The following is a 23,630-nucleotide window of genomic DNA, read 5'->3' on the forward strand; positions in this document are numbered from 1 at the left end:
GCAGCCGCCGTGCCGGCACCGCATCCTCAACGCCCTTGATGCGCACCAGCTCCGGTTCCCCGAGCACCGACACCGCGGCCACCAGTTGGGCGGTGGCCGCGCTGAGCATCACCCCGCCCGGCGGAGACACGGACTCCATCCGCTGGGCCAGCCCCACCTGCTCACCGATCGCGGTGTACCCCAGTGTTCCCGAGCCGATGTCGCCGACGATCACCTCGCCGGAGTTGATCCCGACGCGCACCTGCAGGTCGACGCCGTCGCGGCGGCGCAGCTGCTCGGCGAGCCCGCCGGCCTGCTCTTGCATTACCAGGGCGGCGCGACAGGCCCGCACCGCGTGGTCCTCCAACGCCACCGGCGCTCCGAAGATCGCCATGAGGCCGTCACCGGTGAACTTGTCGACGGTGCCGCCGAACCGCTGAACCACCGCCGCCGCCCGAGTCACCAGCTCGGTCATGATTTCGCGCAGCCGCTCGGTGCCGACCGTCGCCGCGAGCTGCATCGACTGCACCACGTCGGCGAAGAGCACCGTCACCTGCTTGTACTCGGCGTGCTCGGTGGCCGTCACGATCAGCGAACCGCAGCCATCGCAGAACCGCGCACCCTGCCGCGGCTCGGTCCCGCACGTCGCACACACCGGTATGGCCGTCACCCGACCCTCCGCAGCCTCCCACCCCCGAAGGGCCTTAGTATAGGCGGCCTTTACCAGCTGACAAGGGGTTTTGCGGGGTCACCAGCCTCGTTCGCGCCACTCGGCCAGATGCGGGCGCTCGGTGCCCAGCGTGGTGTCGTCACCGTGGCCGGGGTAGACCACGGTGTCGTCGCCGAACCGGTCGAACACCTTGCGGCTCACATCGCCGAGCAGCCGCTCGAAATCCCCGGGCTGCCAGGTCTTGCCGACCCCGCCCGGGAACAGGCAGTCGCCAGTGAACAACTGCGTCACGCCGCCGGTGGCCGTGCCGTCCAGCGCCAGCGCCACCGAGCCCTCGGTGTGGCCCTGCAGGTGGATGACGTCGAAGGTCAGGTCGCCCACGTTTACGGTGTCGCCGTCGGCCAGCAGCCGATCCGGCGTCACCGGCAGCTGCTCGGCGTCCAGGGCGTGCGCCGCGGTGGGCGCCCCGGTCGCCTCGGCGAGCGCTTCGAGGGCCTGCCAGTGGTCGAAGTGCTGGTGGCTGGTCACGATCAACGCCACCTCCGGGGCGTGCTCGCGCACCAGCGCCACCAGGTTGTCGGCGTCGTTGGCCGCATCGATCAGCAGCGTCTTGCCGGTATTGGTGCAGGTCACCAGGTAGGCGTTGTTGTCCATCGGGCCCACCGAGGTCTTGATGATCGACACCCCCGGCAGGGTGCGGCGGGCCGCGGTGCCGGGCTCGACGTGCCCGGTGTAGCTGTCGTCAACCGAGATCGAAGGCGTCATAACCGCCACCGTACTGGCCCTGAGCTGGGTGTCGGTAGCGCCACCTAGCATGGACGGGTGGCTGACCGGCTGATCGTCAAGGGCGCGCGTGAACACAACCTGCGCAGTGTGGACCTGGAGCTGCCTCGCGATGCGCTGATCGTCTTCACCGGGCTGTCGGGTTCGGGCAAGTCCTCGCTGGCCTTCGATACGATCTTCGCCGAGGGCCAGCGTCGTTACGTCGAATCGCTGTCGGCCTACGCCCGGCAGTTCCTGGGCCAGATGGACAAGCCCGACGTCGACTTCATCGAGGGTCTGTCGCCGGCGGTGTCCATCGACCAGAAGTCGACCAACCGCAACCCGCGTTCGACGGTCGGCACCATCACCGAGGTCTACGACTACCTGCGGCTGCTGTATGCGCGGGCCGGCACCCCGCACTGCCCGGTCTGTGGTGAGCACATCGCCCGCCAGACCCCGCAGCAGATCGTTGATCAGGTGCTGGCCATGGACGAAGGCCTGCGGTTTCAGGTGCTGGCCCCGGTGGTGCGCACCCGCAAGGGGGAGTTCGCCGACCTGTTCGAGAAGCTCAACACCCAGGGTTACAGCCGGGTCCGGGTCGACGGTGTGGTGCATTCGCTGACCGATCCGCCCAAGCTCAAGAAGCAGGAGAAGCACGACATTGAGGTCGTCGTCGACCGGTTGACCGTTAAGGCCAGCGCCAAGCAGCGGCTCACCGATTCGATCGAAACCGCGCTGGGCCTGGCCGATGGCATCGTGGTGCTCGAGTTCGTCGACCGCGACGACGACCACCCGCACCGGGAGCAGCGGTTCTCCGAGAAACTGGCCTGCCCCAACGGCCACGCGCTGTCCGTCGACGACCTGGAGCCGCGGTCGTTCTCGTTCAACTCGCCCTACGGAGCCTGCCCGGAATGCGCCGGGCTGGGCATCCGCAAGGAGGTCGACGCCGACCTGGTGGTTCCCGACCCGGACCGCACCCTGGCCGAGGGCGCGGTGGCGCCGTGGTCGATGGGGCCCACCAGCGAGTACTTCACCCGGATGATGGCCAGCCTGGGTGCGGCGATGGGCTTCGACGTCGACACCCCCTGGCGCAAGCTGCCGGCCAAGGCACGGCGGGCGATCCTGGAGGGCTCCGACGAACAGGTCCACGTGCGTTACCGCAACCGCTACGGCCGGACCCGCTCCTACTACACCGATTTCGAAGGTGTGATGGCGTTCCTGCAGCGCAAGATGGAGCAGACCGAGTCCGAGCAGATGAAGGAACGCTACGCCGGCTTCATGCGCGACGTCCCGTGCCCGGAATGCGCCGGCACCCGCCTGAAGCCGGAGATCCTGGCGGTGACGCTGGCCGCCGGAGACTACGGCAGCAAATCCATTGCGCAGGTGAGCGATCTGTCGATCGCGGAATGTTCGGACTTCCTCAACGCGCTGACGCTGGGCCCGCGCGAGCAGGCCATCGCCGGCCAGGTGCTCAAGGAGATCCAGTCGCGGCTGAGCTTTCTGCTCGACGTGGGCCTGGAGTACCTGACCCTGTCGCGCGCCGCCGGAACGCTGTCCGGCGGTGAGGCGCAACGCATCCGGCTGGCCACCCAGATCGGCTCGGGTCTGGTCGGGGTGCTCTACGTGCTCGACGAGCCGTCGATCGGGCTGCACCAGCGTGACAACCGGCGGCTGATCGAAACCCTGGTGCGGCTGCGCGACCTGGGCAACACCCTGATCGTGGTCGAGCACGATCTGGACACCATCGCCCACGCCGACTGGATCGTCGACATCGGCCCGGCCGCCGGGGAGCACGGCGGGCGGATCGTGCACAGCGGGCCGTACGCCGAACTGCTGGCCAACCCCGACTCGATCACCGGCGCCTACCTGTCCGGCGCGAAAAGCATTGCGGTGCCGGTGGTTCGGCGGAAAGTCGATGCCAAACGCCAGCTCGGGGTGGTCGGTGCCCGCGAGCACAACCTGACCGGCGTCGACGTGGCGTTCCCGCTCGGCGTGCTCACCGCGGTGACCGGGGTGTCCGGGTCGGGCAAGTCGACACTGGTCAACGACATCCTGGCGTCGGTGCTGGCCAACAAGCTCAACGGCGCGAGGCTGGTGCCCGGCCGGCACACCCGGATCACCGGCCTGGACCACCTGGACAAGCTGGTGCGGGTCGACCAGTCACCGATCGGGCGCACCCCACGGTCCAACCCGGCCACCTACACCGGGGTGTTCGACAAGATCCGCACCCTGTTCGCCGCCACCACCGAGGCCAAGGTGCGTGGCTACCTGCCGGGCCGATTCTCGTTCAACGTCAAAGGCGGCCGCTGTGAGGCGTGTACCGGCGACGGCACCATCAAGATCGAGATGAACTTCCTGCCCGACGTCTACGTGCCCTGCGAGGTCTGCCACGGTGCCCGCTACAACCGGGAGACCCTCGAGGTGCACTACAAGGGCAAGACCGTCGCCGAGGTGCTCGACATGTCGATCGAGGAGGCGGCGGAGTTCTTCGAGCCGATCACCGGTATCCACCGCTACCTGCGCACGCTGGTCGACGTCGGCCTCGGCTACGTGCGACTCGGTCAGCCGGCGCCGACGCTGTCCGGCGGTGAGGCGCAGCGGGTGAAGCTGGCCTCGGAGCTGCAGAAGCGCTCCACCGGGCGCACGGTCTACATCCTCGACGAGCCCACCACCGGTCTGCACTTCGAGGACATCGCCAAACTGCTCGGCGTCATCAACGGCCTTGTCGACAAAGGCAATACGGTGATCGTGATCGAGCACAACCTGGACGTGATCAAGACCGCGGACTGGATCATCGACATGGGCCCCGAGGGCGGGGCCGGCGGCGGCACGGTGGTGGCCACCGGCACACCCGAGGACGTAGTGGCGGTGCCGGAGAGCTACACCGGCAAGTTCCTCGCCGAAATCCTGGGCGCACCGGCCAAACCCGCCAAACGGCGGCGCAAGGCGAGTGCTTAGCGGCGGGGCCTGCTTGTCGTCTCAGCGCGGGGCGGCTCGCACCAGCGGTGACGGGAATCGCGGCGGTACCCGTACGCCGTCCAGCCACTCGGTAAGTTCGCGGGCCCGCTTCTCCAGCGCCTCTCGCGCCGGGCGGCCGGGGTCCTCCAGCAGCTGCAACTGGACCTCGGCGGCGGCGTTCTGATACCAGCCACCCACGATCCGCCCGTTCCACCACACCGTGGGGCCGGCGTTGCCGTTGTTGTCGAAGAGCTGGCCGCGGTGCTCGCCGAGATACCAGTCGCGGTGATACCAGCCCATGGTGGTGACGTCGAGACCGGGCAGCAGCGCGCCCCACGGCGCGGGTTCCGGTTCGGGCTCTAGGTCATCGGGCAACGCATAGCCGGGGGTGCCGTGCACGTCGACGTCGACGGCGCCCATGTCGCTCAACGCTTTTCGGACCGCGGTCTTGGTGGTGCCGAACCACCACTTGATGTCGTCGGCGGTGGCGGGACCGAACGCCCGCAGCCAGGTGCTGATCAGGTGCGCCTGCGCCGCCTCGACAGCCATCGGCGCGCCCGGTTCGCCGAGCCAATCCTTCGCGGTCACCCACCGCGGCCGCGAGGACGTCCACGTGCCGTCGTTGGGGCCGCGCACGATGTCGCCTTGCACCCCGAGCACGGTCAGCGCCCGCGGAGCCAGGTGCGTCTGGCCGCCGTAGGACTTGCCGGGCGCCGGATCGTAGGTCCCGGCCAGTTCCGGCAGGGCGGCGCGCAGCTCGGCGCTGCTGGCCGCGCCGTGTTCTCCGAGGTGCCGCAGCACCGCCGCACCGGCCCGGTTGAGCCAGCGCTCCCCGTCGGCCGCCACACCGGCTTTGGCGACATCGGCGATGAGCCGGCGCCGCTCGGTGGCGGCCACCCGGTCACTGGCGGCGGCTTGCACTGCGGGCAGATCGGCGGGATCGATCGCCCACAGCGTGCGGCGCATCGCCAGATGCTTTACCAGCGACCGCTTTTCATACAACGCGCTGTCCAGGTCGGTGACGGCGAACGGCGACGATCGCGCCCACAGAGACAGATAGGGGGTGGCCGGGTCGGTGGCGTGCAGGCCGATCAGCGCGGCCGCCACCTGAGTTATCGGCTCGGTTGCGGCTTCGGGGGTCAAAAAATGTCTGCGCGCCACACGGTTTCGCCGTTCGGCGATGGTGAAGCTGCGCACCGGTCAGTGCTCACCGTCGTGCATGGACTTGCGGATCTGCTCTAACCGATCGGCGGCCGCCCGCTGCCGGTGCTCGTACTGCTTCTCGACGCTGCGGCCCTCGGGCGTCTCGGCATCCAGTTCCTGCGCGCCGATCGAGGTCTGATACCGGCTCTCGATCTTCTCGCGCACCGAGTCGAACGTCGGCACGCCGGAGTCGTCGAACCCGGGGTCGGTCGGATCGTCACCCATGCTCGACACGTTACCGGCGGCGGCCGAAGTAATGCGGCGTCTCGGGGCCGGTCGGTGATCCACACTCACCTTCCCGCGGGGTGGACGGAGGTCATGGTTGGGGCCGCCGCGGGGGCCCGGACCGGCGCCGCCGGAAACGGAACGGGTGGCACTCCCGGTGTGCCCAGCCGGCCGGCCAGCCAGGGCAGGGCGGTCGCGAAGGCCTGCCCGGCGAACGGCCAGTCATGCCGGCCCGGTTCGGTCACGACGGCGCAGTCGATGCCGTTGGGCTGACCCAAGGCGCACAGCGACTTCGCGGCGGCGAGTTGACCGCCGGCATCCGACGTCTCGGCACTGCCGTTGACCGCGAACCAGCCCGAAACCCCGCTATAGCGGCCGTGTCTGGTGATCACCGTGGCCGGATCGAACGCCGCCCACGCCTCGACGCTGCCGCCGAACAGTCGCGCGATGGTCTGGGCCCGGGATCCAGCGTTCGGCCCCAGGTCTCCGGCGATGTCGACGAAGGTGCTGAACTTCTCGGGGTGCATCGTGGTCAGGTCGAGCGCGCAGGTACCGCCCATCGACCAGCCGGCGACACCCCAGTGCGACGGTTCGGCGCTGACCCCGAAGTGCGAAATCACGTAGGGCACCACGTCGTCGGTCAGGTGGTCGGCGGCGTTGCCGCGCGGGCCGTTGACGCATTCGGTGTCGGTGTTGAACGCGCCGCCGGAGTCGACGAACACCAGCACCGGCGCGTTGCCGCCGTGCGCTGCCGCGAAGTCGTCGACGGACTTGATCGCATTGCCGGCCCGCAACCAATCGGCGGGGGTGTTGAATTCGCCGCCGATCATCATCACCGCGGGCAGCGCCGGTGGCGGGCTCTGGCTGAACCACACCGGCGGCAGGTACACCAGCTCGCCGCGGTGCTTGAAGTGCGAGGCGTCGGCCGGAATCGTCACCGGCACCACGCGGCCCCGTTCGGGTGGTCTGCCCTCGGTAGCCATCGCGTTCACCGCGGCCAGATCGCTCTGGTCGGGCAGCGGGCCCGAGGTCAGCTGATCCCAGGCGTTCTGCACGGTCGGGAAGTAGCCGACCCAGGCGTTGAGCGCCAACCCGGCGCTGAGCACACACAGCGGCACCGCCACGACGGACGCGCCGCGGCGCCACCAGGCCGCACTGCGCCAACCCAGGACCAGGATCGCCGCCGCGGCTCCGGCCAGGGCGATCCAGATCCACAGCGTCGTTGGTGCCGGGTCAGCGGAGAGGCCCTCGGCGTTGATAAACCAGTAGGCGCAGACCGCCGTCGCCAACCCCAGCGCGCCGCCCAGCGCCAGCCGCGGCAGCCAGCGGCGGCCGCTCCGGCCGAGGGCCAGCATCAGCACCACGGCGGCCAATGCCTGCACCGTCACCGGAACCCAGCCGTGCATCAGCGAGGTGTGCTCACTGGCGGACAGGATCACTCCACCATGATGGACCTCACCGGCGCTCAGCGTGGTTTGGCCAGCGGGAAGGGCAAGGTGTCCCGGATGCTGTGGCCGGTGATGAGCATGACGACCCGGTCGATGCCCATGCCCAGGCCGCCGGTCGGGGCCATCGCGTACTCCATGGCCTGCAGGAAGTCCTCGTCGAGTTCCATGGCTTCGACGTCGCCGCCGGCGGCCAGCAGCGACTGCTGATGCAGCCGGCGGCGTTGTTCCACCGGATCGGTGAGCTCGCTGTAAGCGGTGCCCAGCTCGACACCCCAGGCCACCAGATCCCACCGCTCGGCCACCCCGGGCTTGCAGCGGTGCGGGCGGGTCAGCGGCGACACCGACGTGGGGAAGTCGGTGTAGAAGGTGGGTCGCTCGGTGCGGGCTTCGACGAGGTGCTCGTAGAGTTCGAGCACCACCGCCCCGGCATCCCACTGCCGCAGGTAGTGGACCCCGGCGACGTCGCACAACCGGCGCAGGGTGCCCAGGTCGGTGGCGGCGTCGACCTGTTCGCCGAGGGCCTCCGACACCGCGTCGTGCACGGTACGTACCGGCCACTGCCCGGAGATGTCCACCGCTTCCAGCTGTCCGTCGGGTCCCGGCCGCAGCACCACCGGCGCGCCGTTGGCCGCCACCGCGGCGTTCTGGATCAGCTCGCGCGCTCCGTCGATCCAGGTCTGGTAGTCGGCATGGGCCTGGTAGGCCTCCAGCAGGGTGAACTCCGGGTTGTGGCTGAAGTCGACGCCTTCGTTGCGAAACGCCCGGCCCAGCTCGAACACGCGCTCCACCCCGCCCACACAGAGTCGTTTGAGGTAGAGCTCCGGCGCGATTCGCAGGTACAGGTCGAGGTCGTAGGCGTTGATGTGGGTGACGAACGGCCGCGCGTTGGCCCCGCCGTGCAGCTGCTGCAGGATCGGGGTCTCGACCTCCAGGAAACCCTTGGCGAACAGGGTGTCCCGGATGGAGCGCAGCACGTTGCTGCGGGCGGTGATGAGCTCCCGCGCCTCGAGGTTGATCGCCAGGTCCACATAACGGGTCCGCACCCGCGCCTCTGGGTCGGTCAGTCCCTTCCACTTGTCGGGCAGCGGCCGCAGGCACTTGCCGACCAGGCGCCAGTGCTGCACCAGCAGTGACGGTGTCCCGTTGCGGCTGTGTCCCATCCGGCCGGTCGCCTCGATCAGATCGCCCAGGTCGGCCGCCGCGCTGAAGTCCGCGGCGCGGGCCTCGCCGAACTCCGACAGAACCGAATTGTCCAGCAGCAGCTGCACTTCACCCGACCAGTCGCGCAGCTGCGCGAACAGCACGCCGCCGTAGTCGCGCATCCGCAGCACCCGCCCGGACACCGAGACGGTCTCGTCGGCGCCGCACTGCAACGCCTGGGCGACGGTGTGACTGGGCGGGGCCCCCACCGGGTAGGCATCAACGCCGTTGTCCTGCAATGACTTCAGCTTGGCCATTCGGACCCGGACCTGTTCGGGAAGCCGGGCGAACGCTGCCGCGGACTCGGCCCCCGCGGTGATATCGGCATCGGGGGCACTGCCGTCGGCGTGCAGCCGCCCGGCGGCGGCCACCGCTGCCGGCACCGACGAGTGGTGGCCGGTGTGCTGTTCGTTGCGCCGGGAGAACGGCAGCACCAGAAAGCCTTCGGCGATCACCGACGCGACACCGACCCGCGGGATCAACCGGGCGTCCTCGTAGCAGGCGTACCGCGGCACCCACTCCGGCTGGTATTTCATGTTCGAGCGGTAGAGCGTCTCCAACTGCCACCAGCGGGAGAAGAACATCAGTAGCCGCCGCCACGCCCGCAGCACCGGGCCGGCGCCCAGCTGCGCGCCTTGCTCGAACGCGGCGCGGAACATCGCGAAGTTCAGCGAGATCCGGCTGACGCCGACGGTGGCGGCCTGCAGCGCCAGTTCGCTGACCATCAACTCGATGGTGCCGTTGGGGGACTGCGGTGACCGGCGCATCAGATCCAGCGACACCCCGCTGCGCCCCCACGGCACCAGCGACAGCATCGCCACCACCTCGCCGGTTGCCGAGCCGGTTCGCGGGTCGCCGCGCACCGCCTCGACCAGCAGGCAGTCGAGGTCGGCCGGGTCGCCCAGCCGGCCCAGCGCCATCGAGAAGCCGCGCTCGGATTCGGTGTCGCGCCAGGCGTCGGCGCGCTCGATCACCCGGGCCATCTCGTCGGCGCCGATGTCGCCGTGCCGGCGCATCCGCACCGTCAGCCCCGACCGGCGGGCCCGCGTCACCGCCTGGCGCACCCCGCGCATGTCCGGGCCGGACAGCTTGAACTCCGAGGCCCGCAGGAGCGCCTCGTCGCCGAGTTCCAGGGCGCTCAGGCCGGCGTCGCGGAAGGCCTGGGCGCCGGCGAAGCTGGCGCCCATCACGCCGGGCGCCCAGCCGTAGTCCTGGCAGATGTGCAGCCAGGCGGTGATGGCCTGCGGCCACGCCCGCGGGTCGCCGACCGGGTCGCCGCTGGCGAGGCAGACGCCCACCTCGACCCGGTAGGTGATGGCGGCGCGCCCGTTGGGGGCGAACACCACCGACTTGTCCCGGCGGGTGGCGACGTAGCCCAGCGAGTCGTTCTGGCCGTACTGCTCGAGCAGACCGCGGATCGCCGACTCGTCCTGGCCGGTCAGGGCGTTGTCGGCGCGCTGGGACAAGAACAGCACGATGGCGGCGATGATCAGAGCCAGCGCCCCGAGCAGCCCGCACAGCGCTTTGAGCCCGAAGTCGGGCTTGCCGGGGAAGAAATCCGGTTCCAGCAGCGCGAAGCCGACCACCCGGTTCACCACGTAGGGCAGCCGCAATGGGCGGGTCACCGTGCCGGGGAACAGCTCGATGAGCCCCCAGCACAGCAGGATCGCCACCGTCCAGCCGGCGGCCAAGGTTGCCGCCGACTTGAGCAGGGCGCCACGGCGGACCTTGGCCCAGAACTCGCCGCGGGCCAGCACCAGCACGACTAGCGCGGCGGCGTGCAGGGCCAGGCCGGCGGCGCCGCTGACGGCCTGCAGCCGGTCGGCGCTTCCCGACACCAGGCGGCTGGCGTTCCAGCCGCCGGCGACCACCAGGTTGGCGATCAGCAGCCACCAGGCGATGCGCTTGCGTGCGCTGAGCGCCGCGGCCAGCAGTCCCAGCACGAACGCCCAGGCCAGGCTGGTGTCGGGGAAGTTGAACAGGTACTTGTCGATGAACTCGCGTGGCACCCGGATGACCCAGCGGATCACCGGGGACAGGCTTGCCAGCAGTGACAAGGTGGCGGCGGTGCCGACGGCCCAGGCGGCGGCCGCGGGCACCCAGCGAAACCGCGAGGTCGAGCGCCGGCGCAAGCGCGGCTTGGATGGCCCAGTCAGCGTCATAGCCCGGGAGAATAAGCAGTCAAACCGGGAAAAGGATGTGAGGTGCGCCGGCGGCCGAAACAGCCCGGCTAGTGGAATGCGGAACTGCTGCTAGACTGTGTGCCGCGACCGTCCCGGCGTACGCCAGGACTGCAAGTGGAGTTCCCTCCCACCACTCGCCGTGGAGCAATCCGTAGGCGCAGTGGTCCGGTCGCAGGTGGTGCAAACCGCCTGCTCTGCGCACCGCGCAGGCGGCCTGATGATATCGGGCCGCGATCGGTCGGTATGGGCCCTGCTTCGTGCAGGGCTTTTTTGCTGGTGGGTGGTTTCTTCTGCCGCTGCGTCCGGACGAGCACTGCGGCGGCCGCGACCGGAAGACTACCCAGGGAGGTCCCATCAGCACTGAGATCCGCGTCAACGAGCGCATTCGCGTACCTGAGGTCCGTTTGATCGGCCCGGGAGGGGAGCAGGTAGGCATCGTGCGCATCGAAGATGCGCTTCGCGTCGCCGCGGATGCCGATCTCGACCTTGTCGAAGTAGCCCCGACTGCCAAACCGCCGGTTTGCAAGATCATGGACTACGGCAAGTACAAGTACGAGGCGGCCCAGAAGGAGCGCGAGTCTCGCAAGAACCAGCAGCAGACCGTCGTCAAGGAACAGAAGCTGCGCCCCAAGATCGACGACCACGACTACGCGACGAAGAAGGGCCATGTGGTCCGCTTCCTCGAAGCCGGGGCGAAGGTCAAGGTGACGATCATGTTCCGCGGACGCGAGCAGTCCCGGCCGGAGCTGGGCTACCGCCTGCTGCAGCGGCTGGGCGCCGACGTCGCCGAGTATGGATTCGTCGAGACCTCCGCCAAGCAGGACGGGCGCAACATGACGATGGTGCTGGCACCGCACCGCGGCGCGAAGACCCGGGCCAAGGCCGCAGAAGATGCGGGTGCGGGCGCAAAGCCCCCCGCCCCCGCCCCGGAAGCCCCGGCGGACGCGGCCGAGCCCAAACCCGAAAACTAAAGACCCCACACCAGAACTGAGGAAACATGCCCAAGGCGAAAACCCACAGTGGCGCTTCAAAGCGGTTCCGTCGCACCGGCACCGGCAAGATCGTGCGGCAGAAGGCCAACCGTCGCCACCTGCTCGAGCACAAGCCGAGCACCCGCACGCGCCGCCTGGCCGGGCGCACCGAGGTGGCTGCTGCCGACGCCAAGCGCGTCAACAAGATGCTGAACGGCTGACAGCCGCTTTACGCAACGCAAATCCCTTACGCCCCAACGAGAGTAGGAACACCCCATGGCACGCGTGAAGCGGGCAGTCAATGCCCAGAAGAAGCGTCGCACCATCCTGAAGGCCTCGAAAGGCTACCGCGGCCAGCGGTCGCGCTTGTACCGCAAGGCCAAAGAGCAGCAGCTGCACTCGCTGACCTACGCCTACCGCGACCGTCGCGCCCGCAAGGGTGACTTCCGCAAGCTGTGGATCACCCGGATCAACGCGGCGGCCCGCGCCAACGGCGTCACCTACAACCGCCTGATCCAGGGCCTCAAGGCCGCCGGCGTCGAGGTGGACCGCAAGAACCTCGCCGAGATCGCCGTCAGCGACGCCGCCGCGTTCACCGCGCTGGTCGAGGTCGCCAAGGCCGCGCTGCCCGAGGATGTCAACGCGCCCTCCGGCGAGGCCGCCTGACCCCTGCGCGGATGCTGACCGAACGCTCGGCCCGCGTGGTCGCGGCGGTCAAGCTGCACCGGCATGTCGCCAGGAAGCGCGAGCAGCGCTTCCTGGCGGAGGGTCCCAATCTGATCGAGGCCGCGTCCCGTCGCGGTCTGCTCGTCGAGGTCTTCGCCACCGAGTCGGCGGCGCAGCGTCACGGCGAACTGCTGGGCGCTGCGTCGGCCCCGGTGCACCTGGTGAGCGATCGGGCGGCAAAAGCGTTGTCCGACACCGTCACCCCGGCCGGACTGGTCGCGGTGTGTGCGCTTCCGGAGCCGGACCTGCATGCCGTGCTGGCGGACGTGCCGCGGCTGGTGGCCGTGGCGGTCGGAATCGGCGAGCCGGGTAACGCCGGCACCCTGATCCGCATCGCCGACGCCACCGGAGCCGGGCTGGTGGTCTTGACCGGCAACAGCGTCGACCCCTACAACGGCAAGTGCCTGCGTTCCTCGGCGGGCAGCATCTTCAACGTCCCGGTGGTGGTTGCTGCCGACACCGATGCCGTGATGGCGGCGTTGGGGGAGGCGGGGCTGCAGGTGCTGGCGACGGCGCTGGACGGCGAGCTGTGCCTCGACGACGCCGATCCGGTACTGGTGGCGCCCACCGCCTGGCTGTTCGGTCCGGAAGCCCAAGGCTTGCCGGCCGCCGCCGCAGCCGCTGCCGACCATCGGATACGGATCCCGATGGCCGGCGGCGCAGAGAGCCTGAATGTCGCTGCGGCAGCAGCGATCTGCCTATATCAGAGCGCGCGAGCGCAGCGCAGATCCTAGGCGGCTTTCGGCCGTGGTCGCGGCCGCGGCGGTCGTACCCCGGCCAGCGAGAAGGTGCTGTGCACCAGTGAACCGGCCCGCTCGATCAGGCTCATCTTCCGCGGCGGGACGTAGTGCATCCCGTTGGTGCGGCGGTCCTTGGGCGGCGCGGTGTGCCACGGTGCTTCTTCCAACGGCGCGTCGGCGGCGATCTTGCCCTGCTCACGGCGATAGCCGGCCAGAGCGCGCGGGTGCAGCCGGATCTCCTCGGGGACGAAGGTGAACGCGAGCTGGCTGAACTTGCCGATCAGCCGGAACAGCACCTCGTCGCCCTCCGACCAGCGCAGACCGGCCTTCTCCCGCACCACCGGCTCGAACAGCCCGGCGGCGATCCAGCGCTGGGCGCCCAGCATCGGCTTGAACATCTGGTCCCACACGCCGGTGGGCATCATGACGAACCACGGCTTGGGGATGCGCATGTCCAAGATGCCCTGCGCTGCCGGCGTCATCTCCAGTTCTTCTTCGCAGACCCGGTCCCAGTACTCGCAGAACTCCTCCCAGGTCTTGGGCACCGGGCGCATGCTCATGCCATACATCCGGTACCACTGCACGTGCTCGTCGAAGAGCTGGTGCTTCTCGGCCTCGGTCAGCCCGCCACAGAAGTACTCGGCCAGCTTGATGATCAGCATGAAGAACGTCGCGTGCGCCCAATAGAAGGTCTCGGGGTCCAGCGCGTGATAGCGCCGGCCTTGCTCGTCGGTGCCCTTGATGTCGCGGTGGTAGTCGCGGATCGCCGCGCCGGTGTGCTGAGAGCGGACCCCGTCGTAGACCACGCCCATGATCGGGTACACCGACCGGGTGACCCGCTGCAGCGGCTCACGCCACAGGCTGGAGTGCTCCTGCACACCGGCGCCCAGGCCCGGGTACATGTTCTCGATGGTGCCGATCCACATGCCCATCACTCCGGTGCGGATGTCCCCGAAGTACTTCCAGGTCAGCGAATCGGAGTTCAAGGGCTCGACGGCCGCTGCGGGTTTGGGCGAGGTCGGCAAGGGGGCACTCTGCTCCGCGGGCTCGGACACCCGCTCGGCTGACGTGGTCGGAGTAACGGTCATCACGTCTCCTGTCTGGCGAACCTGACACAACCATAATTGTGACAACACGCGTTGTCTACGGTATCGAGGGCGCGTCGCGGGCTTGATCGCCGAGCGTGGCGCGTGCCACGTGCCTCCGCCGTTGCCGGTGGCCACAACCGCCACCTACGCTGAGGCACATGGACCTCGAGCCGGTCGGTCGGCAGGCTGACGAGCTCGAGGAGGTGGTGGAGATAGAAGAACAACCCGGCCCGGGTCGCCGCCGTTCCTTCTCCCTTGAGGAGGCCGCGGCCTGGTTGAACCGCACAACCAACGATGTCCGGGTGATCGATCTGGTGCGGCGGGTGCGCCGGGCGCTGCCCGGTGACCCCGAGTTCGGCGACCCGTTGTCCACGGCGGGGGACGGGGGACCGCAGGCGGCCGCGCGTGCCGCGGACCGGCTGATGGGCGACCGCTCCGCGGCGTCCCGCGAAGTCAGCTTGGGCGCCCTGCAGGTCTGGCAGGCGCTGAACGAGCGGATATCGCGTGCGCCGTCCAACGCCGAGGCGACGCTGGTCTTTACCGACCTGGTGGGTTTCTCGACGTGGTCGCTGCGGTCCGGGGACGACGCCACCCTCACCCTGCTGCGGCGGGTGTCGCAGGCGGTGGAACCGCCCCTGCTGGATGCCGGCGGCCGCATCGTCAAACGGATGGGCGACGGGCTCATGGCTGTGTTCCGCGATCCGCTGGTCGCGGTGAGCGCGGTCCTCAAAGCTCAGGAAGCCATCGAAACCGTCGAGGTCAACGGCTTCACCCCGCGGATGCGGGCCGGGATCCACACCGGCCGTCCGCAGCGGCTGGCCGATGACTGGCTCGGCGTGGACGTCAACATCGCCGCGCGGGTGATGGAACGGGCCGTCAAGGGCGGAATCGTGGTGTCCGGCGCGACGATCGAGCGCATCGACCCTGCTGACTTGGACGGATTGGGTGCCGTCGTCAAGCGGGCCCGCCGGCAGGTGTTGGCGGCCAAGAGCAGCGGTGTCCCGCCCGATCTGGTGATGTATCGGCTCAAGGCGGTCCGCAGCGAGCCTCCCGCCGCCGAGTAATCGCGCGTTAACTTCGTTGTGGCCCGGCTGGATTCCCTCAGTCGAGTGGAGGAACCCCGTTCCTTGGAATAGTCTGCGTGAATCACGCGACAATTTGTTGCGTTCTACACAGGTCGCCTTCAGTGCAGAAGCGGGGAATCATGGCAGGTCGGGAGCAGCGCCGGAATAGTGGGCGCAGGGCCAACAATCGGCTGATCGGTGCAGGTAGCACGGTGGCGGCATTCCTGGCGTTCGGCATGGCCCCGCTGGCCGCGGCTCCCACGGCGCACGCCGACCTTGACTTCGACTGGCTGACCGACCTGTTCAACCCGGTCTCAGATTCCGCGGTGGGCTGGGACAGCAGCGGTTGGGACAGCAGCGGTTGGGACATCAGCTCCTGGTTCGACTCATCGGCTGACCCGGGTATCGCGGCCGACACCAGCGCTTTTGACCTCTCGTCGCTGTTCAACACGTTCTTCTATCAGCCGCTGTATTCGTCGATCGATGCCTGGATCGACAACCCGGCTAACAAATCGATCGTCGACATGATCAACGGGTGGGCGCCCGAGGGCGAGTTCTACCTCGGCGACGGCGCTGCCGGCACTGCGGATCACGTCGACGGCGGTGACGGCGGACTGTGGTTCGGCTCCGGCGGGGCGGGCTACGCCGGTGCGGAGGGTGTCGAAGCTGGCGACGGCGGTGCGGCCGGGCTGTTCGGCAACGGCGGGGCCGGCGGTGCCGGGTGGGACGGACAGGTCGGCGGTACCGGTGGTGCCGGCGGGACCATCATGGGCATCGGCGGCGCCGGTGGTGCGGGTGGCATTGGCGCAAACGGCGGCACCGGCGGCGACGCCATGGGCTGGCTGTTCGGGATCGGCGGCGCCGGCGGTAACGGCGGTGCGGGCACGGTCGGTGCGACCGGAGACGCCGGCAACTGGGCGACCGGCGGCGTCGGCGGTGACGGGCACGCGGGCAACGCCGGCGGTAACGGCGGCGCAGGCGGTAACGCCACCAAGTCGATGTTCGGCGGCGGCGGTGCCGGCGGCAAGGGCGGCGCCGGCGGCGCGGGCGGCCAGGGCGGCACCGGCGCTGAAGGCAATGCCGAGCAGGCCGACGGTGGCACCGGCGGAAACGGCGGCGACGGCGGCGCGGTCGGCAAGGGCGGCGCGGGCGGTACGGGCGGCATGCTCGGCAGTAAGGGCGCGACCGGCGCGGACAGCACCATCAACGGCGACGGCGGCAAGGGCGGAACCGGTGGCGCCGGTGTGGACGCCGGCGACGGCCAGGCTGCGGGCGCCGGCGGTGCTGGTGGCACCGGTGGCAGTGGTGGCGAGACCGGTAACGGTGGTTCCGGCGGTACTGGCGGCGCAGGCGGTAATGGTGACGCCACGCACGACGCAGGCACGGGCGGCAATGGTGGCACCGGTGGTGACGGCGGCAAGATCGGCAACGGCGGCACGGGTGGCACCGGTGGCGCCGGTGGTGTCGGTGGCACTGACGATGGCGCGGTCGGCGGCACGGGCGGTGTCGGCGGAGCCGGCGGTGACGGTGGTACCGACGCGGGCAACGGCGGCAATGGCGGCGTCGGTGGTGCCGGTGGCGCCGGGCACGACGGGATCAAGGGACAGGCCGGCGCTGACGCCACCGCTGCGGGCGCAGACGGCGGCAATGGCGGCCAAGGCGGCAACGGCTTCGACGGCGGCACGGGCGGCAAGGGCGGCGTAGGCGGTCAGGCCAAGAGCGACACCGGCACCGATGGGACTTATGGCGCCGGTGGCGCCGGCGGCGCCGGCGGTGCGGTCGGCGCGGGTGGCGACGGCGGTAAGGGCGCGGACGGCACCTGGGCAAACAACGGCGATGGTAAGGGCGGTGATGGCGGTCAGGCCGGCGCCAACGGCGAAGAGGCCGGCCAGGGCGGTAAGGGCGGCGCTGGTGGCGGCGAGGGCGCAAGCAGTGGCGCGGATGGCGCCGATGGCAGCAAGGCTCCCTCTGAGGCCAGTAAGGGTGGTAGCGGCGGTAACGGCGCCGCTGGCACCGCGCAGCACAACGATGGTGGCGCCGGCGGTACCGGCGGCAATGGTGCCTACGGCGGCGATGGCGGTACCGGCGGCAAGGGCGGCGACGCGTGGGCCGGCAGCAATGGCAACGGTGGCGCCGGCGGCAACGGCGGCAACGGCGCCGACGGCAACGGCTCCAAGCCGAGCGACGGCGGTAACGGCGGCGATGGTGGTACCGGCGGCAAGGGCGCCGGCACCGGTGCGGGCGGTCTCGGCGGTGATGGCGGTGCCGGCGGCAACGGCGGCACCGGTGTAACGGGCGCAGAGGGCAGCTTCGAAGACGGCGGCACCGGCAACGGCGGTAACGGCGGCGACGGCTTCACCGGTGGTCACGGTGGCGCCGGCGGCGCGGGTGGGGACTCCGAGTCCGGTGTTAACGGCGACGGCGGCAACGGCGGTGCCGGTGGCAACGCCGGCGCCGGCGGCAACGGCGGCGATGGCGCTAACGGCGACTGGAATGAGAAGGGCCAGTACGGCTACGGCTCCGGTGGCAAGGGCGGCAACGCCGGCGACATCGGTACCGCGGGTAACGGCGGCGCCGCGGGGGCGGCCGGCACCGGTGGCACGGGCGGCGAAGCCGGTACCGCTGGAAAGGCAGGCGACGACGCCAACACCGACGGGGTCCGTGGCGGCAACGGCGGCGACGGCGCGGCTGGCGATGAGACCCACTGGAACGGCGGCGCCGGCGGCGACGGCGGCACCGGCGGCGTCCATGGCGACGGCGGCCAGGGCGGCGAGGGCGGCAAGGCGTTCTTCGACCCTGACACTGACACCACCAGAGCGACGACGGGTGGCAATGGCGGGGCCGGCGGTAACGGCGGCGCCGGCGGCACCGAGAGCGGTGATGGCGGCAACGGCGGCCACGGCGGTGACGCAGCGGCGGGCAGCCAGTACGGCGGCACCGGTGGCGCCGGTGGCAAGGGCGGCGCCGCCACCGCCACCGACGGCAACGGCGGTAAGGGCGGCGACGGCGGCGCAGGTGCCGCCGCGCTCGGCTGGAAGTCTGATGGCACCTGGCGCATCGACGGGTTCGCGAACAAGTTCGCCTCCGGCACCATCCTGGGCGTCTCCGGCGCCGGTGGAAACGGCGGTGCCGGCGGTACCGCCATCACCGGTAATGGCGGCGCCGGTGGCAACGGTGGCGACGGTGGGGCCGCGGCCAGCGACGCCGGGACCCGGGTTATCTGGGGCGGCGCCGGCGGTAACGGCGGCGCCGGTGGTGCGGCCACCGTCCCCGCCGCCGACGATGGTGACAGCGACGCAGGCACCGGCGGCGACGGCGAAAGCGGCGACGGTGACACCGAGGCTCCGCCCGTCGTCTCCGGCGATGGGGGCCATGGCGGCAATGGCGGCAACGGCGGTGTAGGGACCATCACCGCTGGTAGCGGCGGCGCCGGCGGCGCCGGCGGTGCCAGCGACGACGGCACGGGCGGCGACGGCGGTGCCGGCGGGGACGGTGCCAAGGCCTCCGGCTGGAACGACGCCAGCGGCGACCTGGCTGGCAAGGGCCAGATCCTCGCCTTCAGCGGTAGCGGAGGCAAGGGCGGCGCCGGCGGTAACGGTGCGACCGGTGGCGACGGCGGAGCTGGCGGCGACGCTGAGAACGGCGCGACCGGCGGTAACGTGTTCAGCTCCGGCGGCACCGGTGGCGCCGGCGGGGCCGGCGGCACCGGCACCACCGGTGACGGTGGCGCCGGCGGTAACGGTGGAAAGGGCGGCGACGCGACCTGGCGTGCTCACGACGGCGGTGCCGGCGGTGCCGGCGGCAACAGTGCCACCGGCGACGGCGGTAAAGGCGGCGACGGCGGACAGGGCGGCAAGCTCACCGTCGGCACCGCTCCGACCAACGGCCAGGCGGTGACCGTCGGCAACGGCGGCAACGGCGGCAACGGCGGCAGCAGCACCGACAAGGACGACCCAGGCACCGGCGGCGACGGTGGCCACGGCGGCAACGGCGGCAATGGCGTCGACAAGATCAAGGGCGGCGCCGGTGGTACCGGCGGTACCGGCGGTAGCGCCGGCTCCGAGAAGGCCGACACGCCCGACAAGCCGACCGCTCCGACCGGAACCGCGGGTGGCGAAGGCACCGCCGGCAGCGAAGGCGCCGTGCCCACGGCAACGCCCGATCCGGAGCCCCCAGCCGGTAGCTAACCCAACGGCCGAAAGCCCCGCACACCACGTGCGGGGCTTTCGCCGTCGTGTCGATAAGATCGACGCTTGCGTCTCAACCAAAGTCATAGCCAGTAGGGGGAGTCTCGTCGCGTGGGCGAACAACCGGTCGACCCGTCCGTCGTCTCCGACGCGACCCTGAGTTCGGCGCTGCAGGCAGCGCAGAACGCCTTCGACGCCGCCGCCGACCTGGACGCACTGGCGCACGCCAAAACCGAGCATCTCGGTGACCGGGCGCCGCTGGCCCTGGCCCGCCAGGCGTTGGCCAAACTGGACAAGGCCGACCGCGCCGATGCCGGCAAGCGCGTCAACGCCGCCCGCACCGACGCCCAGCGCGCCTACGACGAGCGGCTGGCGGCCCTGCGCGCCGAACGCGACGCCGCCGTGTTGGCCGCCGAGAGCATCGACGTCACGCTGCCCTCGGCGCGCCGGCCCGTCGGCGCCCGCCACCCCATCACGATGCTGGCCGAACACGTCGCCGACACCTTCATCGCGATGGGCTGGGAAGTGGTCGAGGGCCCCGAGGTCGAAGCCGAGCACTTCAACTTCGACGCGCTGAACTTTCCCGTCGACCACCCGGCGCGCAGCGACCAGGACACCTTTCACATCGCCCCGGCCGGATCGCGCCAACTGCTGCGCACCCACACCTCCCCGGTGCAGATCCGCGCGCTGCTGGCCCGCGAACTGCCGGTCTACGTCGTCTCGATCGGGCGCACCTTCCGCACCGACGAGCTCGACGCCACCCACACCCCGGTGTTCCACCAAGTCGAGGGGCTCGCGGTGGATCGCGGCCTGACCATGGCGCACCTGCGCGGCACCCTGGACGCCTTCGCGCAATCCGAGTTCGGGCCGGCCGCCAAGACCCGCATCCGGCCGCACTTCTTCCCGTTCACCGAGCCGTCCGCCGAGGTCGACATCTGGTTCGAGGGCCGCAAGGGCGGCGCCGGCTGGGTCGAGTGGGGCGGCTGCGGGATGGTGCACCCCAACGTGCTGCGCGCCGTGGGCATCGACCCGGACGAATACTCCGGGTTCGCGTTCGGCATGGGATTGGAGCGAACCCTGCAGTTCCGCAACGGCATTCCCGACATGCGCGACATGGTCGAGGGCGACGTCCGGTTCTCCCTGCCGTTCGGGGCGGGTGCCTGATGCGCATTCCCTACAGCTGGCTGCGTGAAGCCTTGACTGCGGGCGCACCGGACTTCGACCTTTCCGCGCCCGAGATGGAGCAGGCCCTGCTGCGGGTCGGTCACGAGGTTGAAGGCGTGCACACCCTGGGCCCGGTCACCGGGCCGTTCAAGGTCGGCCGCGTCGTGGAGATCGAAGAACTCACCGAGTTCAAGAAGCCGATCCGGGCCTGCCGCGTCGACGTCGGCGAAGCCGAGCCGCGTGACATCGTTTGCGGCGCCACCAATTTCGTGGTCGGCGACCTGGTCGCGGTGGCACTGCCCGGCGCGGTGCTGCCCGGTGACTTCGCCATCGCCACCCGCAAGACCTACGGGCGCACCTCGGACGGGATGATCTGCTCGGCATCCGAAATACGGTTGAGCACCGACCATTCCGGCATCCTGGTGCTGCCCGAGGGCACCGCCGAGCCGGGCGCCGACGCCGCCGAGGTGCTCGGTCTCGACGATGTGGTGTTCGAGCTGGCCATCACCCCCGACCGGGGCTACTGCATGTCGGTGCGCGGCCTGGCACGCGATCTGGCCTGCGCGCTGGACATCGACTTCGCCGACCCTGCCGCGGTTCCGGCGCTGCCCGCCGAGGGTGAGGCGTGGCCGCTGAACGTGCAACCGGACACCGGGGTGCGCCGGTTCGCGCTGCGCCCGGTCACCGGTATCGACCCGGCGGCGGTATCGCCGTGGTGGCTGCAGCGGCGGCTGCTGCTCTGCGGCATCCGGGCGATCTCCCCGGCCGTCGATGCCACCAACTACGTGATGGTCGAACTCGGACACCCGATGCACGCCCACGACCGGGCGCGGATCACCGGCGGATTCGGCGTGCGCTTCGCCCGGGACGGGGAGACCGTCACCACCCTTGATGACATCGAACGCAAGCTGGACCCGGCCGACGTGCTGATCGTCGACGATGTCGCCACCGCCGCCATCGGCGGCGTGATGGGCTCGGGCAGCACCGAAATGCGCGACGACTCCACCGACGTGCTGCTGGAGGCCGCGATCTGGGATCCCGCAGCGGTGTCGCGGACCGCGCGGCGGCTGCACCTGCCCAGCGAGGCGGCACGGCGCTACGAACGCTCCGTCGATCCGGCCATCTCGGTGGCCGTGCTGGATCGCTGCGCGGCGCTGCTGGCCGAGATCGCCGGGGGAGTCGTCGAACCCACCCTGACCGACTGGCGCGGCGACCCGCCCGTCGAGCACTGGAACCCGGCGCCGATCGAGATCACCGCCGACCTGCCGGATCGCACCGCCGGAGTGGACTATCCCGCCGGCACCACGGCGCGGCGGCTGACCCAGATCGGCTGCGCGGTAACGGATGACGGCGCCGTTATGACCGTCACCCCGCCCAGCTGGCGCCCGGATCTGCGCCAGCCCGCCGACCTGGTCGAAGAGGTGCTGCGCCTGGAGGGCCTGGAGTCCATCCCGTCGGTGCTGCCCGCCGCACCGGCCGGGCGCGGCCTGACCGACACCCAGCGGCGTCGCCGCGCGATCGGCAAGTCGCTGGCGCTGGCCGGCTACGTCGAGGTGCTGCCCACGCCGTTCCTGCCGGCCGGGGTGTTCGACACTTGGGGCCTGGCCGACGACGACCCGCGCCGCGCCACTGTCTCGGTGCTCAACCCGCTGGAGGCCGACCGTCCGCAACTGGCCAGCACGCTGCTGCCCGGCCTGCTCGAAGCATTGGGGCGCAACGTATCCCGCGGCATCGGCGACGTCGCCCTGTTCGCCATCGCCCAGGTGGTGCAGCGCGCTGGCGGCTCGACCGATCTGCCGGGCGTCGCAGTGGATCGTCGTCCCACCGACGCCGAGATCGCGGCCATCGACGACGCCCTGCCGCGTCAGCCGCAGCACATCGCGGTCGCGCTGACCGGTCTGGCCGAGCCGCGCGGGCCGTGGGGTCCGGGCCGGCCGGTGGAGGCCGCCGACGCCATCGAGGCCGCCCGCACCATCGCCCGCGCCAGCGGCGTGGAGGTCACGCTGCGGGCTGGGGCGTACCTGCCGTGGCATCCGGGTCGCTGCGCCGAGGTGCTGATCGGTGAGACCGTGATCGGTCACGCCGGCCAGCTGCATCCGGCCGTCATCGAACGCGCCGGGCTGCCCAAGGCCACCTGCGCGGTCGAGTTGAACCTGGATGCCATTCCGATTGCGCAGTCGCTGCCCGCGCCGCGGGTCTCGCCGTTCCCAGCGGTGTTCCAGGACGTCGCGCTGGTGGTCGATGAGAAGGTGACGGCGGCGTCGGTGGCCGATGCGGTGCGCGACGGCGCCGGCGAGCTGCTGGAGAACATCGCCCTGTTCGACGTCTACACCGGCCCGCAGGTCGCCGACGGCCGCAAGTCGCTGGCGTTCGCGCTGCGCTTCCGGGCCACCGATCGCACCCTGACCGAGGACGAGGCCAGCGCGGCTCGCGATGCGGCGGTGGCGTGTGCGGCCGAGCGCGTCGGCGCGGTCCTGCGCGCTTAATCTCAGTCCAGCGCCAGCACCGCTCGGAGCGCGGTGTCGACGTCCTGCAGCTCGCTTGTGCTCAACCGCCCGACAAACTCGCCGAGCCGCTGCTGTGGGTCGATCACGGTGAGTTGTTCGACGAGGACGCGCGTTGTGCCGCTGCCGATCTCGATCTCTGGGCGGAACGAGGCTGCGCGGCGGCCGGTCGACGTTGGCGCGACGATCCACGTCGATAGCGGGAGATCGTCGGATTGCACCACGACCGCGTAACGCGACCCCGACTGCTCATGGCCGCGCGCATCCTTGGGTGCCCGTAAGCGATAGACGTCACCACGCACGGAGGTCGTCCATCTCTGCCGCCAGTTCGCGCGAAGCGGCGACATCGTCGGGGTCGTTGCGCAGTTCGTCGGCTTCGGCGCGCATGCGTTCCCGGCGGCGGGCGCGTTCGGCATCCAGGATTGCCGCGCGGGCTGCTTCTGATCGCGAGCGTCCCTCGCTGGTCAGCGCAGCCAATGCCCGCTCCACCTCGCTATCAGTGCGGATCGTTAATGTTCCCATGGTTCGGATTGTAGTCGGTTCTGCACGGGGATAAGG

General features: G+C 70.5%; 18 protein-coding genes. 9 read left to right on the plus strand and 9 right to left on the minus strand.

Annotated features, from left to right (window positions below):
- Both A5648_RS15905 and A5648_RS15910 read right to left on the minus strand, forming a co-directional pair.
- On the minus strand, positions 1-649 hold a 649-nt coding region (locus tag A5648_RS15905; protein ID WP_275080649.1), incomplete at its 3' end, for an adenylate/guanylate cyclase domain-containing protein.
- Between the two features lie 78 nt (positions 650-727).
- Complete coding sequence (locus tag A5648_RS15910; protein WP_065025475.1) at positions 728-1,414, minus strand: MBL fold metallo-hydrolase; 687 nt, start codon at positions 1,412-1,414, stop codon at positions 728-730.
- 57 nt (positions 1,415-1,471) lie between these two features.
- Between A5648_RS15910 and uvrA the strand changes: the two genes are divergently transcribed.
- On the plus strand, positions 1,472-4,369 hold the full coding sequence (uvrA, locus tag A5648_RS15915; RefSeq protein WP_065025476.1) for an excinuclease ABC subunit UvrA: 2,898 nt from the start codon (positions 1,472-1,474) through the stop codon (positions 4,367-4,369).
- A 21-nt stretch (positions 4,370-4,390) separates the two neighbouring features.
- Here the strand turns inward: uvrA and A5648_RS15920 are convergent, their stop codons facing one another.
- The 4 genes from A5648_RS15920 to lysX all read right to left on the minus strand — a co-directional run bounded on the left by A5648_RS15920 (position 4,391) and on the right by lysX (position 10,607).
- The gene (locus A5648_RS15920; RefSeq protein WP_065025477.1) at positions 4,391-5,566 is read right to left on the minus strand and encodes a winged helix DNA-binding domain-containing protein; all 1,176 of its coding nucleotides are present in this window, start codon (positions 5,564-5,566) and stop codon (positions 4,391-4,393) included.
- Positions 5,567-5,569: 3 nt separating this feature from the next.
- On the minus strand, positions 5,570-5,797 hold the full coding sequence (locus tag A5648_RS15925; RefSeq protein ID WP_065025478.1) for a hypothetical protein: 228 nt from the start codon (positions 5,795-5,797) through the stop codon (positions 5,570-5,572).
- A 65-nt stretch (positions 5,798-5,862) separates the two neighbouring features.
- Positions 5,863-7,203, minus strand: coding sequence for an alpha/beta hydrolase (locus A5648_RS15930; protein ID WP_065025496.1), 1,341 nt, complete (start codon positions 7,201-7,203; stop codon positions 5,863-5,865).
- Between the two features lie 59 nt (positions 7,204-7,262).
- Positions 7,263-10,607, minus strand: coding sequence for a bifunctional lysylphosphatidylglycerol synthetase/lysine--tRNA ligase LysX (gene lysX / locus A5648_RS15935; RefSeq protein WP_065025479.1), 3,345 nt, complete (start codon positions 10,605-10,607; stop codon positions 7,263-7,265).
- A 317-nt stretch (positions 10,608-10,924) separates the two neighbouring features.
- Between lysX and infC the strand changes: the two genes are divergently transcribed.
- From infC to A5648_RS15955, 4 genes are read left to right on the plus strand one after another with little or no spacing between them, the layout of a single operon-like run.
- Positions 10,925-11,599: a translation initiation factor IF-3 gene (gene infC, locus A5648_RS15940; RefSeq protein WP_109470817.1), complete on the plus strand. Its 675-nt coding sequence runs from the start codon at positions 10,925-10,927 to the stop codon at positions 11,597-11,599.
- Between the two features lie 26 nt (positions 11,600-11,625).
- Positions 11,626-11,820, plus strand: a complete 195-nt coding sequence (gene rpmI / locus A5648_RS15945) for a 50S ribosomal protein L35 (protein ID WP_013828757.1) — start codon at positions 11,626-11,628, stop codon at positions 11,818-11,820.
- A 55-nt stretch (positions 11,821-11,875) separates the two neighbouring features.
- Positions 11,876-12,265: a 50S ribosomal protein L20 gene (gene rplT / locus A5648_RS15950; RefSeq protein WP_013828758.1), complete on the plus strand. Its 390-nt coding sequence runs from the start codon at positions 11,876-11,878 to the stop codon at positions 12,263-12,265.
- A gap of 11 nt (positions 12,266-12,276) precedes the next feature.
- Entirely contained in the window at positions 12,277-13,059 is a 783-nt protein-coding gene (locus A5648_RS15955) for a TrmH family RNA methyltransferase (RefSeq protein WP_065025481.1), read from the plus strand.
- Here the strand turns inward: A5648_RS15955 and A5648_RS15960 are convergent.
- A complete protein-coding gene (locus tag A5648_RS15960; protein ID WP_109470816.1) occupies positions 13,056-14,153 on the minus strand; it encodes an oxygenase MpaB family protein in 1,098 nt (365 codons plus the stop codon). The genes A5648_RS15955 and A5648_RS15960 overlap by 4 nt on opposite strands.
- Positions 14,154-14,311: 158 nt before the next feature.
- Between A5648_RS15960 and A5648_RS15965 the strand changes: the two genes are divergently transcribed.
- From A5648_RS15965 to pheT, 4 genes are all read left to right on the plus strand, one after another.
- Positions 14,312-15,217: an adenylate/guanylate cyclase domain-containing protein gene (locus A5648_RS15965; RefSeq protein ID WP_082966529.1), complete on the plus strand. Its 906-nt coding sequence runs from the start codon at positions 14,312-14,314 to the stop codon at positions 15,215-15,217.
- A gap of 140 nt (positions 15,218-15,357) precedes the next feature.
- On the plus strand, positions 15,358-19,404 hold the full coding sequence (locus A5648_RS24935) for a PGRS repeat-containing protein (RefSeq protein ID WP_165607361.1): 4,047 nt from the start codon (positions 15,358-15,360) through the stop codon (positions 19,402-19,404).
- Positions 19,405-19,515: 111 nt separating this feature from the next.
- Positions 19,516-20,568: a phenylalanine--tRNA ligase subunit alpha gene (gene pheS / locus A5648_RS15975; RefSeq protein ID WP_065025483.1), complete on the plus strand. Its 1,053-nt coding sequence runs from the start codon at positions 19,516-19,518 to the stop codon at positions 20,566-20,568.
- Positions 20,568-23,054, plus strand: a complete 2,487-nt coding sequence (pheT, locus tag A5648_RS15980) for a phenylalanine--tRNA ligase subunit beta (protein ID WP_065025484.1) — start codon at positions 20,568-20,570, stop codon at positions 23,052-23,054. Before pheS ends, pheT begins: the two co-directional genes overlap by 1 nt.
- Positions 23,055-23,056: 2 nt before the next feature.
- Here pheT and A5648_RS15985 read toward each other — a convergent pair whose 3' ends face one another.
- Positions 23,057-23,374: a type II toxin-antitoxin system PemK/MazF family toxin gene (locus A5648_RS15985; RefSeq protein ID WP_065025485.1), complete on the minus strand. Its 318-nt coding sequence runs from the start codon at positions 23,372-23,374 to the stop codon at positions 23,057-23,059.
- Positions 23,364-23,594, minus strand: a complete 231-nt coding sequence (locus A5648_RS15990) for a hypothetical protein (protein WP_065025486.1) — start codon at positions 23,592-23,594, stop codon at positions 23,364-23,366. The genes A5648_RS15985 and A5648_RS15990 overlap by 11 nt, the downstream gene beginning before the upstream one ends.
- Positions 23,595-23,630 lie beyond the last annotated feature (36 nt).

The organism is Mycolicibacter sinensis, assembly GCF_001673565.1.
Taxonomy (GTDB): Bacteria; Actinomycetota; Actinomycetes; order Mycobacteriales; family Mycobacteriaceae; genus Mycobacterium; species Mycobacterium sinense_C.